Genomic DNA, 13,509 nt, shown 5'->3' on the forward strand with positions numbered 1-13,509 from the left:
GATGGCCGCTGTCATGACGCTGCCACGACCGGTGTCCCGCGCCGAAACCGGCGACAAAATTTTCGTCGTCGGCGGCAAACTGCTGTGGCTGTTGTTGCTGGGCCTCACGGTGTTGATGCCGTTGCTGGCGATCTTCTGGCGCGGTTTCAGCAGTGAAGCCGGGCAGGGCGGTGGCCTGGTGGCTGCACAGGAACTGATCACCAGCGCCAACTTCCATTGGTTGCTGGGCAATAGCCTGAAAGTTTCCCTCAGCGTGGCGGCTATCGTCGTACCGCTGGCCTACCTGTTTGCCTACGCCCTGCAACGCACGTTGATCCCCGGCAAGGCGATCTGGCGCGGCATGTCGTTGCTGCCGTTGATGGCGCCATCGATGTTGCCGGGCATTGCGCTGGTCTACCTGTTCGGTAACCAGGGCATGCTGCGCGGGTTGCTCTCGGACAATATCTACGGCTTCTGGGGCATTGTGCTGGGTGAGGTGATCTACACCTTCCCACATGCCTTGATGATTCTGCTGTCGGCGTTGTCCCTGGCGGATGCGCGCCTGTTCGATGCGGCCTCCAGCATGGGCGCCAGCCCGGCGCGGGCGTTTCGCAGCATTACCTGGCCGGCCACGCGTCAGGCGGTGTTCGCTGCGTTCTGCCTGGTATTCACCCTGACCATCACCGACTTCGGCGTGCCCGTGGTGGTCGGAGGCGATTATCAGGTGCTGGCGCTGGACGCCTACAAGGCAGTGGTCGGCCAGCAACAGTTCGGCCGCGGCGCGTTGATCGGCATGGTGTTGCTGCTGCCAGCGCTGTTCAGCTTTGGGGTGGATGCCTGGCTGCGCCGCCGTCATGGCGATTCCATGAGCGGCCGTGCCCAAGTGTTCCAACCGGCGCCATCGCGCATGAGGGACGGCTGCTACCTGGCCATCGTGCTGCTGATCTGTGCCGTGTTGCTGCTGGTGTTCGGCATGGCGGTGTATTCGTCGCTGGTGAAGTTCTGGCCGTACAACCTGTCGTTGTCGCTCAGCCATTACCAGTTCGAAGACACGGCCGGCGGCGGCTGGCTGGCCTATCGCAACAGCCTGACCATGGCGCTGTGCACCGCATTGATCGGCAGCGTGTTGATTTTCACCGGCGCCTACCTGATGGAAAAAACCAAGGGCCAAAAGGGTCTGAACCTGGCCCTGCGCATGCTCAGCTTTGTGCCGATGGCCGTACCGGGTTTGGTGCTGGGCCTGGGTTACGTGTTCTTTTTCAACCTCAATGGCAACCCGCTGCATGTGTTCTACGGGACCATGACGTTGCTGGTGGTGTGCACCATCGCTCACTATCTGACCACCGCGCAGATGACCGCCACCACGGCGCTGCGCCAACTGGACGCCGAGTTCGAAGCCGCCGCCTTGTCCCTCAAGGCGCCGCTGTACCGCCATTACCTGAAAGTCACGGTGCCGATTTGCCTGCCGGCATTGCTGGACATCGTGCGCTATCTGTTTGTGTCGGCGATGACCACCGTGTCCGCCGCGATCTTCCTCTACAGCCCCGACACCATCCTCGCCGCCGTCGCCGTGTTGAACATGGACGACGCCGGCAACGTGGGCGGCGCGGCGGCCATGTCGACCTTGATTCTGTTCACTTCGGCCGGCGTCTCGCTGCTGCTGGCGTGGGCCTCACGTGGCGCGTTGCGCCGCTCCCAAGCCTGGCGCCAGAGCGCACCCGGCCAATAAATATCCCTGAAGGAGGTGCTCCATGTTCAAGCCCCTGGCGCTGGTCGCTGCCGTACTGACTGCATTCAGCCTGAATGCCTTCGCCAAGACCGAGTTGACCGTGTACACGGCCCTCGAAGCCGAGCAGTTGAAGACCTACAAAAAGGCCTTTGAACAGGCCAACCCCGATATCGAAATCAAATGGGTGCGCGACTCCACCGGCATCATCACCGCCAAGCTGCTGGCCGAGAAAGACCGCCCGCAAGCCGACGCCGTCTGGGGCCTGGCGGCTTCCAGCCTGGCGATCCTCGACCAGCAGGGCATGCTGGACAACTACGCACCGAAGGACCTGGACAAGATCGGCAAGAACTACCGCGACGCCGCCAACCCGCCGGCCTGGGTCGGCATGGACGTATGGGCCGCGACCATCTGCTTCAACACCGTCGAAGCCGAAAAGCAGGGTCTGACCAAGCCGGTGAGCTGGCAGGACCTGACCAAGCCTGAGTACAAGGGCAAGATCGTCATGCCCAACCCGGCCTCGTCCGGCACCGGTTTCCTGGACGTCAGTGCCTGGCTGCAGACCTACGGCGAGAAGCAGGGCTGGCAGTACATGGATGACCTGCACCAGAACATCGGCCAGTACGTTCACTCCGGCTCCAAGCCGTGCAAGCTGGCGGCTTCGGGTGAGTTCCCGATCGGCATTTCCTTCGAATACCCGGCCGTGCAGTTGAAACGCCAGGGCGCGCCGCTGGACATCATCCTGCCGAAAGAAGGCCTGGGCTGGGACATCGAAGCCACTGCCGTCATGAAAGGCACCCACAACGCCGACGCCGCGAAAAAACTCGCGGATTTCTCCGCCAGCCCGGCTGCCATGGATCTGTACAAGGACAACTTCGCCGTCCTCGCCCAGCCTGGCATTGCCAAGCCGCAGACCGAATTGCCGGCCGACTATGAACAGCGCTTGATCAAGAACGACTTCGCCTGGGCCTCGAAAAACCGCGACAGCATCCTGACCGAATGGCGCAAGCGCTATGACGGCAAGTCGGAGAAGGTGGCACCTTAGGATGAACTATCAAAGCGACCTACTGATCATCGGCGCCGGCATCCTCGGCCTGTCCCACGCCTTCGCCGCCGCCAAGCGCGGCCTCAAGGTCAAGGTGTTCGAGCGCAGCGCCACGCCACTGGGCGCCTCGGTACGCAACTTCGGCCAGGCCCTGGTCACCGGCCAACCGCCGGGGCCGATGCTCGACCTCGCGCGGGAAAGCCGTGAAATCTGGGGCCATTGGGCGCAGGCCGCGGGGCTGCAACTCAAGCGTAACGGCGCGTACCTGTTCGCTCGCACCGAAGCGGAAGAGCACTTGCTGGAAGCCTTCTGTGAGGGGCGGGCAAAAGAGCACGGCTACAACGTCGAATTGCTGCAAGGCGCGGCGATGAAGGACTTGTATGGCGGCCAGTTCCGCCATCACCGCGCTGCGCTGCACGGCAAGGACGACCAGCAACTGTATTCCCGTGAAGCGATCCCGGCGCTGATCAACTACCTGGCGCAAGAGCTGAATGTGGAGTTTTACTTCTCCACCTTGGTGCGCGACGTCGAACCGGGCCAGTTGCACAGCACGGCGGGAAGCTTTCGCGGTGAGCAGATCATCGTGTGCGCCGGTCACGACTATCAAACCTTGTTGGCCGACGCGATGGCCGAACTCAACCCGAGCATCTGCCGCCTGCAAATGCTGCGCGCGCGGCCAGCGGCCAACCTGAACCTGCAACACGCGTTGCTCACCGGCTTGAGCTGCGTGCATTACGGCGCTTTCGCCGACCTGCCCGAGGCGGCGCCGGTGCAGGCGCAGATCTTGCGCGATGCACCGCACCTGCACGAACACGGCATTCACCTGCTGATCAGCCCCACGCCCCACGGCGAACTGATCATCGGTGACTCCCATGACTACGGCAGTGACGCATCGCCCTTCAACGCCGAGCAGGTGGATGACTGGATGATCGAACTGGCTGAACAGACCTTGAGCTGCAAAATCCAGGTGGTGGAGCGTTGGCAGGGAGTGTACGGCTCGCGGGGGCCGGGACCGTTTTCATTCCTGCGCGCGGCGCCGGGAGTGAGCGCGGCGTTGATGCACACCGGCGTGGGCATGAGCGTGGGGCCGGCGATGGCCGAGCGCAATATCCGTACCTTGTGGGGAGCGGCGTGATGAACCCGGAACAGACCATCGCCGACGTCTTCGGCTTGTATGAACAGCACGGCACCGCGGATTACATCGGCGAGCCGGTGTCGCAGATCGAGCACATGTCCCAAGCTGCGCAACTGGCCATGGCCGAAGGCTTTGATGATGAGGTGGTGTTGGCGGCGTTTTTCCACGACATCGGGCACATCTGCGGCCAAGGCGGGGAAAACATGGGCGGTTATGGCGTGGTCAGCCATGAACGGCTGGGCGCAGATTATCTGCGTCGTGCAGGGTTCAGTGAGCGCATGGCCAAGTTGGTGGAGTATCACGTGCAGGCCAAGCGCTATCTGACCTTCAGCCAGCCGGACTATTACGCGCGCTTGAGCGAAGCCAGCCGGCGCACCCTGGCCTATCAGGGCGGTGTGATGAGCGCCGAGGAGGCCCAGGCGTTTGAACAGGACCCGTTGTATACGGTGAGTTTGCGCATGCGCCATTGGGATGAGCAGGCTAAGGACTTGCACGTGCCGGTGCTGGATCTGGCACCCCTCAAGGCCAGGGCACTGCGCCTGCTGATGAGACCTGACGTGAATTCGTACGCTCAACCCGGAAGCGGTGGCTAGAGGCGTCGGCGAATCGATCATTACTCTTCTGGGCTCTTCAGCCATGAAAGGGAGTATGTGATGCGTTACTTGAAAGCCACCGCTCAGGACCGTAGCGGCAATGGCAAAGCTGACATGGTCATCCTGCAGTTTTTTGAACAGACGGCGAACGAACCTGACGAACTGGTCCATGAGGCGGTGGCGATTGATATCACCGCCGACGGAGTCGCCGACATTCTGTTACCCGGCGATATCAATTTTGATGGCTGCAAATCGGCGGAGGATAAGGCACTGCTCAAGGCATTTGCCGATACCTTCCTGAAGCAAGGCTGGTTCAATGCCGGGGACACCTGGCGGTGTTACCTGACGATGCAAGTCAGCCATTGGGCGAAGAGCGGCATACCCAATACGATCAAGTTGAGTTTTCATCGGTGCTGTTCGCCCCGGGGCAAACGTATCCTGGTGTATACCGCTGCGGGCTATGACGGTGACAGTGATGGGGTGCTGGAGTCGTTTACCAACAGCGATCTTGACCAGAACGGTATTGCCGACCACCAGGACAAGGCGGCAATCAAAGTGTTGTGCAACGCTTTCCTGGCATTCGCTTGGCACACGCCGCCGCTCAAGAAGCCTTGAAGTCGGCGTCGTCGAGTTTGGCCGCCAATGCCTCGACCTGTTCCTGGCGCTCAGCCTGGCTCAGCTTGGGGTGAGGATTGAGGGACGACCATTGCGGATGGGCGCGCGCCTTATGCAGCGCGTCCGGCAACTTGCCTTCGCGCCAGTTTTTGTCCTGGGGCGTGTCGACCTTGATGCTATGCATCGCCGCATGGCCGCGCAGGTTCAGGGCCTTGAGCAACTGGCGCTGACGCAGGGCGAGCAGGCGCAACACACTGTCGTCGACGGTCAGCTCGCGTTGGCCTTTGATTTTGCCCAGCAACCGGCTGCCATAGCTGCGCGCGGTTTGCAGCGCGCCACCGGCAATTGCACCGGCCAGGGCGGCGGCGCCCAGCGTTAATCCACCGACCAACAAATCTACACCCGCACCGGCGGCCGCCCCTGCGGCGATCCCGCCGCCGACGCGCACGCCCAGTTGCTTGAGGGTTTCCGGGTTGAACAGGTCATCGCCCCAGCGCCCGTCGAGCAGGGGCAAGTCGCTGGCGGCGGCGTCCTGCGGTCGGAAGCCGAACAGCTTGAGCAGGGCTTCCACGCATTTCTGTTCACGTTGGCGCACGGCTTTGCGCAGGTCGCCGATGGCTTGTTGTTCATCTTTGGTGACCACACTGCGGCGACAGGCGGCGCAGTCGATCAGCAATTCGGCGATCAGTCGCGCAGCACTTTGCTGGCGGGCCTGACGCAGAGCCTCCTGATCAAGAATCAAGCGTTCCAACTGTGGCCGCGCGCTTTCCAATAGCAGGGCGAGGCTTTCATACAGCCGACGTTCACCGTCTTCCGGGGGCGCCACACTGTCGAATCGCACCAGCGCATGCAGGCCCAGGCGAGCCAGGGCTTCGCGCCAGTCCGGCTCGCGATGGTCGCTGCTGCTGACGAAATTGAGCACCGGCAGCAACGGCTTGCCGCAACTGGCCAGCACTTGGAGTTCGTCGCGGTACTTGGCCAGCACCGGTTCGCGGGCGTCGATCACATACAGGCCGGCGTCCGAGGCCAGCAGTTGGCGCAGCACCTTGGCTTCCTGTTCGAAACGCTGGCGGGCTTCACTGCCATCGAGGAAGCGCGCCAGGCGGGCCGGGCCGTCGAGGCGTTCGCCGGGGCGATCCAGGCGCTCCAGGTAATCGAGCAGGGCGATGGCGTCTTCCAGGCCGGGTGTGTCGTACAACTCCAATAAAGCCTCACCATCCACCGACAAGCGCGCGCCTTCGACATGCCGGGTGGTGCTGGGGCGATGGGAGACTTCGCCGAAGCCTACGTCTCGGGTCAGCGTGCGCAGCAACGAGGTCTTGCCGACATTGGTGTGGCCGACCACGGCGAGTTTCAGCGGCTTAGTCATGACCCGTCTCCAGCCAGTTCAACGGCGCGCAATCGGCGAACGGCAGCTCAAGTTGCTGCAACGCGGCGTGCCAGTCGCCCAGGCGTTCGGCGTCCAGCGCCTGGCCGGGCGGGGCTTGCAGCAACCAGACGCGGGTATCGGTGGCACTGCGCGCGAGTTCGGCGATCAGCGCGAGGCTCCCACGATCCGGCGAGCGGCGTGGGTCGCAAGCGATGGCCAGGCGGGCGGGCGGGAAGCGCGTGAGTTGTTCCAGCAGTTTGTGGCGTGACTCGCGGCTGTCGAGGATGCCGGCGTTCTTCACGCTGGGGGGCAGCTTGGGCGGCCAGGGATGTTGGTCGTCCAGTTCGATGGCGACCAGCAGGGCGCCGTCGCTTTCCAATTCACTGACGCCGCCACTGATGGGGTGCAGTTGCTCGGGCGCGGCATCGTTGACCCCAAGGCGCTCGCTGCTCGGCATCAGGCGTTCGCGCAATTGGCTATAGCCGGGCAGGTTGAGGTCCAGGCGCAGGGCGGCGCGCCCGCGTTTCCAGCGCCACAGGCAAAGCAGGGCGAGGATCAGGCGGGGCAGCAGGCCATAGACCAGCAGCACACCGACCAGCCAGGCGGCCCAGGCTTGGCGGGCACTTTCGATATTCAGGGCGGAGTCGCCGCTGGCGCGGATCATCTCGACGGTCGGCACGTTGAAACCCAGCAACGCGGGCAGGGTGCCGAGGGCCTGGGTGACGGCGACAAAGGTGTCGGCACCGAGAATGGTGGTTTCCCACACGAATCCATAGCGACGGGTGGCGAGTAGCGTAAGAATAATTACCAAGGCGCTGAGCAATGCCAGCAACCACAGGCTGTTGACCAGCACGCCCACGGCCCAGCGATTGAGTTTTTGCCGTTGCAGCAGCAATAACAGTGCAGGTGCCAGTTGTGCGGCCTTGGCATCTCGGGCGAGTTTTTCGCTGAGCCATAACCACAGTCGCCCGAGGCTGGCGCTGTGTTCACCGGCAAACAGCAGGCCCAGGGCCCAACTGATCAACAGGATGAGATTCAACCCGAGCAAGCTGCCGAGCGCCCAGAACACGTTGACTGGCGTCGGGCCGTTGCCCAATGCAGCAAACGCCAGTCCAGCGCCGCTGATCACGGCGACTATCGCTAGCAGCACCAACGCCAGACGTGCACCTTGCAGCCAGCGGGTGAGGGCATTCGTGAGCCCGTCGCGCTCGGCCAGGTGCAAGGCGCGTTGCTGGATGCGCGTCGGCAGATCGCCGCCGGCCGTGCGGGCCAGGCGATTGGCCTCCAGATCTTCCAGCGGGCCTGCGTGTTCTTCGCGCAGGCGCACGGTTTCTGTCAGCCAGAGAGTGTGCAGAGGAGTCACGCGCTGTCCTGTTGTGTTTGTGAGCCTGGAGCATAACCCCTGGCTCGGGGCTCTGGTATTCTCGTCGGCATGAAAAAAACTCTCCCTTTAAGCCTGATCGCAGCCCTCGGTGAAAACCGTGTGATCGGCGTCGACAACAGCATGCCCTGGCATTTGCCGGGGGATTTCAAATATTTCAAGGCCACCACGCTTGGCAAGCCGATCATCATGGGGCGCAAGACCTGGGATTCCCTCGGTCGACCGTTGCCGGGGCGCTTGAACCTGGTGGTTAGCCGTCAGACCGATCTGGCGCTGGAAGGTGCGGAAGTTTTTCCGTCACTGGAGGCTGCGGTAGAACGCGCCGAGGCGTGGGCACTGGAGCAGGGTGTGGATGAGTTGATGCTGATCGGCGGTGCGCAGTTGTATGCGCAGGGGCTGGAGCAGGCGGATCGGCTTTATCTGACGCGGGTGGCGTTGAGCCCGGAAGGGGATGCGTGGTTTCCGGAGTTTGAGGCGAGCCAGTGGAAGCTAGTGTCGAATGTAGAGAATGCGCCTGAGGGTGAAAAACCGGCGTACAGCTTTGAGGTTTGGGAAAAGGCCTGATCGGCACCGGATAAGCTTGACTTGCAAAAGAAACTGTCATGCTTCACTGTAATGACTAATGTCTTTACGGTGAGAGTTTTCCCATGGCCTCTATTAACGTACGTATCGACGACGATCTTAAGGCTCGTGCTTATCACGAGCTGGAAAAACTCGGCGTCACCCCATCGGAGTTAATGCGCCAAGCTTTGCAGTACGTGGCAGAGCGCGGTCAGTTACCCTTCAAACCTGTGCTCATGACTGAAGATGACGAGGCTTTGTTGGCAACTGTTCGGGAGCGGTTGGCTGCGCCTCAACGAGTGAAGGTCTCATTGGATGACCTATGAACTCGACTTCGATGCGCGCGCTTTAAAGGAATGGCACAAACTTGGCGATACCGTTCGCCAACAGTTTAAAAAGAACTTGGCCGCAGTCTTGATCAACCCACGTATCGAAGCCAGCCGTCTGTACAGCTTGCCCGATTGCTACAAGATCAAGCTTCGTAGCAGTGGCTACCGGTTGGTGTATCAAGTGATTGATCAGGAGATCACGGTATTTGTCGTTGCTGTCGACAAGCGTGAACGTGAAGAGGTCTATCGGAAGGCTGCCGACCGGTTGAGCTAGCAGGGAGCAAGATCCCTGCTAGCCGATTTCATTAAGCCTGCGCTAATTCCGCATGCTCATCGGCATTCAACAGCGCTTTATCCGTCTGCCCCATGACCTGGCTGGTAATCGCCCCCGCCGTCATCGAACCATTCACGTTCAGCGCCGTACGACCCATGTCGATCAGTGGCTCCACGGAAATCAGCAACGCCACCAGTGACACCGGCAATCCCATGGCCGGCAGTACGATCAGCGCGGCGAACGTTGCACCGCCGCCCACGCCGGCAACGCCTGCCGAACTCAAGGTCACTATTGCCACCAGGGTCGCGATCCACAGCGGGTCCAGCGGGTTGATGCCCACGGTCGGCGCTACCATCACCGCCAACATCGCCGGGTAAAGCCCTGCGCAGCCGTTCTGGCCAATCGTCGCGCCAAACGAGGCAGCGAAACCGGCGATGGATTGCGGGATGCCCAGGCGACGGGTCTGCGCTTCAATGCTCAGCGGGATCGCCGCCGCGCTGGAGCGGCTGGTGAAGGCAAACGTCAGCACCGGCCACACTTTGCGGAAGAAACGCAGCGGGTTGATCCCGGCCAGGGACAGCAGCAGGCCGTGCACCACGAACATCAGGCCCAGCGCCAGGTACGACACCACCACAAAACTGCCGAGCTTGATGATGTCTTGCAGGTTGGAACCGGCCACCACCTTGGTCATCAGCGCCAGTACACCGTAGGGCGTGAGCTTCATCACCAGGCGCACCAGGCGCATCACCCAGGCTTGCAGGGTGTCGATGGCGTTAAGGACTTTCTGGCCTTTTTCCACGTCATCCTTGAGCAGTTGCAGCGCGGCAACCCCCAGGAAGGCAGCGAAAATCACCACGCTGATGATCGAGGTCGGCTTGGCCCGTGCCAGGTCGGCAAACGGGTTGGCCGGCACAAACGACAGCAGCAGTTGCGGGATATTCAGGTCGGCGACCTTGCCCGCGTAATCACTCTGGATCACTTGCAGGCGCGCCATTTCCTGGGTGCCGGCCACCAGGCCCTCGGCGGTGAGGCCGAACAGGTTGGTCAGGCCGATACCGATCAGCGCCGCAATCGCCGTGGTGAAGAGCAGCGTGCCGATGGTCAGGAAGCTGATCTTGCCCAGGGACGAGGCATTGTGCAGGCGTGCCACGGCGCTGAGGATCGAGGCAAATACCAGCGGGATCACGATCATTTGCAACAGTTGCACATAGCCGTTGCCGACCAGGTCGAACCAGCCGATGGAGGCCTTGAGCACCGGGTTGCCGGCGCCATAGATGCTATGCAGCGCCACACCAAACGCCACGCCCAGCACCAAGGCAAACAACACCTTCTTGGCCAGGCTCCAGTTTGTGCGGCGGGTTTGTGCCAGGCCCAGTAACAGGGCCGCGAACACCAGTAAGTTGAGAATCAGGGGCAGATTCATTGAAGCTCCGTTAGAGGCTGCCAATCGCGTGAGCCTGCGATTGCGAACCGGAAAGCCTAACAGCTTGATATCTAATGAATTAATAACAAGATGGAATGGTGACTGTCGTTTTTGGAATAAGCCTTTGGCGCTCAGGCACACGGCATTGGCGCGATCACGACGTAAGCGGTCGTGCTCGGGTGTTTACCGTCACACAGATTTGTTAGCGTCGGTGTCTTTCACTCAGGGAGAAAACGCATATGAAGCTCGCTTCGAGACTGTTTGCCGCTGCGCTTTGCATGGGCCTGGGCCTTGCCGGCCAAGCCATGGCCGCCACCGAGTTGAAGCATTGGCCAGCGCCTGCTGCCAAGCAACTGAACGACATGATCGCCGCCAACGCCAACAAGGGTAACTTCGCGGTGTTCGACATGGACAACACCAGCTACCGCTACGACCTCGAAGAATCCCTGCTGCCCTACATGGAAAACAAGGGCCTGATCACCCGTGACAGCCTCGACCCTTCGCTCAAACTGATGCCTTTCAAAGACAGCGCCGACCATAAAGAGAGCCTGTTCAGTTACTACTATCGCCTGTGCGAAGTGGACGACATGGTCTGCTACCCGTGGGTTGCCCAAGTGTTCTCGGGCTTCACCCTCAAGGAACTCAAGGTGCAGGTGGATGAGCTGATGGCTTCCGGCAAGCCGGTGCCGGTCAGCTACTTCGAAGGGGGTGCGGTGAAAACCTCCGAAGTCCAGCCGCCCAAGGTCTTCACCGGCCAACAGGAGCTATACAACAAGCTGATGGAGAACGGCATCGAGGTGTACGTGATGACCGCCGCCTCGGAAGAGTTGGTGCGCATGGTCGCTGCTGATCCGAAGTACGGCTACAACGTCAAGCCCGAGAACGTCATCGGCGTGACCACCCTGCTCAAAGACCGCACCACCGGCGAGTTGACCACCGCACGCAAGCAGATCGCTGCCGGCAAATATGACGAAAAGGCCAACCTCGGCCTGGAACTCACCCCGTACCTGTGGACCCCGGCAACCTGGATGGCTGGCAAACACGCGGCGATCCTCACCTACATCGACGAATGGAAAAAGCCGGTGATCGTCGGCGGTGACACGCCCAGCAGCGATGGCTACATGCTGTTCCATGATGTGGACGTGGCCAAGGGCGGCGTGCATTTGTGGATCAACCGCAAGGACAAATACATGACCCAACTGAACGGCATGATCGCCAAGCATGCGGCGGCGCAGGCCAAGGAAGGGTTGCCGGTGACGGCGGACAAGAACTGGGTGATCGTCAAGCCTGACGAGATCCAGTAATACCGAGTCGCCTGTATTCGCGAGCAAGCCCGCTCCCACATTTTTTTGACCGCATTCTTATGTTAGAACTCGGTCACTGTGGGAGCGGGCTTGCTCGCGAAGACGGCCTCAAAAACACCGCATAACCCACAGTAAAAAATAGATATCAATTGCGAACCAATCTCATCCTCTGCTAGCGTGCGCACTTCCTGAACCCTCCGTTCTTCTCAAGGTAGTGCTGTGTCCTCCTGGAATTCGCAGATCGCGCGCCTGTTCGCGGAGCAGAAGAAAGCCCTCGAAGCCTTCGTCACCCGCCGCACCGGCAGCGCTCAGGTGGCCGCCGACCTGACTCAGGAATCGTTCCTGCGCCTGGCCCGCCTGGACTCCGGCGAGAAGATCGACAACCTCCCCGCGTTCCTCTTTACCATCGCCAGCAACCTGGTGCGTGATCACCAACGCCAGGCCATCCGCCGCGAGCGCCTGGATGCCGGTGAACCCAGTGAAGAACTGCCGTGCACCAACCCAGGTGCCGATGAGCAGTTGGCCGCCTATCAGCAGGAGCAACTGATGCAGGATGCTATCCTGGCGTTGCCCGAGGCGACTCGGCAGATCTTCCTGCTCTATCATGTCGACGAACTTTCCTACCGCGAGATTGGCGAACGCCTGTCGATCACCCCGCGCAGTGTGGAATACCAATTGCGTCGCGCCTTGATTGAATGCCGCGCCTACATCAAGACGCGGCTCACCAGCGACACACAAGGACGTCGGTCATGACTGCTACACACCCTGCCGACGAGCTGTTCGAAGAAGCCTCCGGCTGGTATTTCCGCCTACAGGCCGAAGATGTCACGGCAGCCGAAATGGACGCCTTTGCCGCCTGGCTCGGACAGGGCCAGCCTCAAGATGACGCCTGGCAGGAAGTGCAGGCCATGCTCGGCGGTTTGCGTGAGCCAGCACGGGTGATCCGCCGTGCCGAACAGGCGGCCTGGCGCAAGCCGGTGCGACGCTGGGCCTGTGCGGCCGCCGTGCTGCTGACGGTGGGGCTGACCGTACAGAACACCCCCTGGCTCGACCGCCTGCGCGCGGACTACGCCACCCGCACCGGCGAGTCGCGCACCGTCGAACTGGCCGATGGCTCCCAGTTGCAACTCAACACTGACAGCGCGATTCAAGTGCGCATGAGCGGCGGTGAACGTCAGATTCGTCTGCTGCGTGGTGAAGGGTTTTTCAGCGTGACTAAGGACCCGGCACGACCTTTCGTGGTGCAGTCCGGCGATGGCTGGGTGAAGGTGATCGGCACCCAATTCAGTGTGGCGCGGCGCGATGCGCAGACGCGGGTGCAGGTGGCGCAGGGCAAAGTGCAGGTCAGTGCGGGCAGTGGTGATCCGGTCTATCTGGAGCCGGGCCGGGCGGTGGAATATCAGGACCATCGCCTTGCCGAGGTCCACGGTTTCGACCCGGCCAGCGGTTTCGCCTGGCGCCAACGGCAACTGGTGTTCCGCCAGCAGCCACTGTCGGAAGTGGTCAGCGAGTTGAATCGCTACTGGCCCGGCAAGACCCTGGTGCTGGGCGATGCGCTGCGCAATCGCGTGGTGTCCGGCGTGTTCGAGATCGACAAACCCGACGCCGTGATCAAGGCGCTGGAATACACCCTCAACCTGCAAGCCGAGCACTACACCCCGTATTTGCTGGTGTTGCGCGAAGGCAAAGCGTCCTGACGACAACTTTTTCAAAATAGTTTCAGGGTTTCCCCGCAACCCATCGTCCTTGATCACTGAGGCGCAAATAGTAAGCAC

At 61.5% G+C, this 13,509-nt stretch carries 14 protein-coding genes; 11 read left to right on the plus strand and 3 right to left on the minus strand.

Annotated elements, in window-relative coordinates:
- Position 1 precedes the first annotated feature (1 nt).
- The 5 genes from H096_RS04525 to H096_RS04545 are packed head-to-tail and all read left to right on the plus strand — an operon-like array spanning position 2 to position 5,093.
- A complete protein-coding gene (locus H096_RS04525; protein ID WP_033897018.1) occupies positions 2-1,708 on the plus strand; it encodes a putative 2-aminoethylphosphonate ABC transporter permease subunit in 1,707 nt (568 codons plus the stop codon).
- Between the two features lie 22 nt (positions 1,709-1,730).
- A complete protein-coding gene (locus tag H096_RS04530; protein WP_033897019.1) occupies positions 1,731-2,750 on the plus strand; it encodes a putative 2-aminoethylphosphonate ABC transporter substrate-binding protein in 1,020 nt (339 codons plus the stop codon).
- A 1-nt stretch (position 2,751) separates the two neighbouring features.
- Positions 2,752-3,885 (plus strand): TIGR03364 family FAD-dependent oxidoreductase, encoded by a 1,134-nt coding sequence (locus H096_RS04535; protein ID WP_033897020.1) that lies wholly within the window; start codon positions 2,752-2,754, stop codon positions 3,883-3,885.
- Complete coding sequence (locus tag H096_RS04540; protein ID WP_033897021.1) at positions 3,885-4,478, plus strand: phosphonate degradation HD-domain oxygenase; 594 nt, start codon at positions 3,885-3,887, stop codon at positions 4,476-4,478. Before H096_RS04535 ends, H096_RS04540 begins: the two co-directional genes overlap by 1 nt.
- Positions 4,479-4,538: 60 nt before the next feature.
- Entirely contained in the window at positions 4,539-5,093 is a 555-nt protein-coding gene (locus H096_RS04545) for a hypothetical protein (protein WP_033897022.1), read from the plus strand.
- Here H096_RS04545 and H096_RS04550 read toward each other — a convergent pair.
- Together H096_RS04550 and H096_RS04555 are read right to left on the minus strand one after the other, a co-directional pair.
- Positions 5,080-6,462, minus strand: coding sequence for a DUF3482 domain-containing protein (locus H096_RS04550; RefSeq protein WP_033897023.1), 1,383 nt, complete (start codon positions 6,460-6,462; stop codon positions 5,080-5,082). The two genes, H096_RS04545 and H096_RS04550, sit on opposite strands and share 14 nt — an antisense overlap.
- Positions 6,455-7,825, minus strand: a complete 1,371-nt coding sequence (locus H096_RS04555; RefSeq protein WP_033897024.1) for a DUF2868 domain-containing protein — start codon at positions 7,823-7,825, stop codon at positions 6,455-6,457. The genes H096_RS04550 and H096_RS04555 overlap by 8 nt, the downstream gene beginning before the upstream one ends.
- A 69-nt stretch (positions 7,826-7,894) precedes the next feature.
- Here H096_RS04555 and H096_RS04560 point away from each other — a divergent pair, with 69 nt between their 5' ends.
- The 3 genes from H096_RS04560 to H096_RS04570 all read left to right on the plus strand — a co-directional run bounded on the left by H096_RS04560 (position 7,895) and on the right by H096_RS04570 (position 9,007).
- On the plus strand, positions 7,895-8,407 hold the full coding sequence (locus H096_RS04560; RefSeq protein ID WP_033897025.1) for a dihydrofolate reductase: 513 nt from the start codon (positions 7,895-7,897) through the stop codon (positions 8,405-8,407).
- A gap of 83 nt (positions 8,408-8,490) precedes the next feature.
- Positions 8,491-8,730: a type II toxin-antitoxin system RelB/DinJ family antitoxin gene (locus H096_RS04565; RefSeq protein WP_033897026.1), complete on the plus strand. Its 240-nt coding sequence runs from the start codon at positions 8,491-8,493 to the stop codon at positions 8,728-8,730.
- Positions 8,720-9,007 carry a type II toxin-antitoxin system RelE/ParE family toxin gene (locus H096_RS04570; RefSeq protein ID WP_033897028.1) on the plus strand — a complete coding sequence of 96 codons (288 nt, stop codon included), beginning with the start codon at positions 8,720-8,722 and terminating at the stop codon, positions 9,005-9,007. The genes H096_RS04565 and H096_RS04570 overlap by 11 nt, the downstream gene beginning before the upstream one ends.
- 31 nt (positions 9,008-9,038) lie before the next feature.
- On the opposite strand, the gene H096_RS04575 is transcribed toward H096_RS04570, so the two are convergent.
- Positions 9,039-10,430: an L-cystine transporter gene (locus H096_RS04575; RefSeq protein ID WP_033897029.1), complete on the minus strand. Its 1,392-nt coding sequence runs from the start codon at positions 10,428-10,430 to the stop codon at positions 9,039-9,041.
- Positions 10,431-10,669: 239 nt separating this feature from the next.
- On the opposite strand from H096_RS04575, the gene H096_RS04580 reads away from it, so the two are divergent.
- From H096_RS04580 to H096_RS04590, 3 genes are all read left to right on the plus strand, one after another.
- The gene (locus tag H096_RS04580; RefSeq protein WP_033897030.1) at positions 10,670-11,734 is read left to right on the plus strand and encodes a hypothetical protein; all 1,065 of its coding nucleotides are present in this window, start codon (positions 10,670-10,672) and stop codon (positions 11,732-11,734) included.
- Between the two features lie 219 nt (positions 11,735-11,953).
- The gene (locus H096_RS04585) at positions 11,954-12,487 is read left to right on the plus strand and encodes an RNA polymerase sigma factor (protein WP_033897031.1); all 534 of its coding nucleotides are present in this window, start codon (positions 11,954-11,956) and stop codon (positions 12,485-12,487) included.
- Positions 12,484-13,431 carry a FecR family protein gene (locus H096_RS04590; protein WP_033897032.1) on the plus strand — a complete coding sequence of 316 codons (948 nt, stop codon included), beginning with the start codon at positions 12,484-12,486 and terminating at the stop codon, positions 13,429-13,431. Before H096_RS04585 ends, H096_RS04590 begins: the two co-directional genes overlap by 4 nt.
- Positions 13,432-13,509 lie beyond the last annotated feature (78 nt).

The organism is Pseudomonas sp. FH1, from assembly GCF_000510895.2.
In the GTDB taxonomy this organism is placed as follows: domain Bacteria; phylum Pseudomonadota; class Gammaproteobacteria; order Pseudomonadales; family Pseudomonadaceae; genus Aquipseudomonas; species Aquipseudomonas azotoformans_A.

Bases quoted from the DNA above. Each gene is read 5' to 3' on its own strand.
- H096_RS04575 (WP_033897029.1), bottom strand. From the start codon at position 10,430: ATGAATCTGCCCCTGATTCTCAACTTACTGGTGTTCGCGGCCCTGTTA.
- H096_RS04545 (WP_033897022.1), top strand. From the start codon at position 4,539: ATGCGTTACTTGAAAGCCACCGCTCAGGACCGTAGCGGCAATGGCAAA.
- H096_RS04550 (WP_033897023.1), bottom strand. From the start codon at position 6,462: ATGACTAAGCCGCTGAAACTCGCCGTGGTCGGCCACACCAATGTCGGC.
- H096_RS04525 (WP_033897018.1), top strand. From the start codon at position 2: ATGGCCGCTGTCATGACGCTGCCACGACCGGTGTCCCGCGCCGAAACC.
- H096_RS04580 (WP_033897030.1), top strand. From the start codon at position 10,670: ATGAAGCTCGCTTCGAGACTGTTTGCCGCTGCGCTTTGCATGGGCCTG.
- H096_RS04565 (WP_033897026.1), top strand. From the start codon at position 8,491: ATGGCCTCTATTAACGTACGTATCGACGACGATCTTAAGGCTCGTGCT.
- H096_RS04570 (WP_033897028.1), top strand. From the start codon at position 8,720: ATGACCTATGAACTCGACTTCGATGCGCGCGCTTTAAAGGAATGGCAC.
- H096_RS04540 (WP_033897021.1), top strand. From the start codon at position 3,885: ATGAACCCGGAACAGACCATCGCCGACGTCTTCGGCTTGTATGAACAG.
- H096_RS04535 (WP_033897020.1), top strand. From the start codon at position 2,752: ATGAACTATCAAAGCGACCTACTGATCATCGGCGCCGGCATCCTCGGC.
- H096_RS04560 (WP_033897025.1), top strand. From the start codon at position 7,895: ATGAAAAAAACTCTCCCTTTAAGCCTGATCGCAGCCCTCGGTGAAAAC.
- H096_RS04590 (WP_033897032.1), top strand. From the start codon at position 12,484: ATGACTGCTACACACCCTGCCGACGAGCTGTTCGAAGAAGCCTCCGGC.
- H096_RS04530 (WP_033897019.1), top strand. From the start codon at position 1,731: ATGTTCAAGCCCCTGGCGCTGGTCGCTGCCGTACTGACTGCATTCAGC.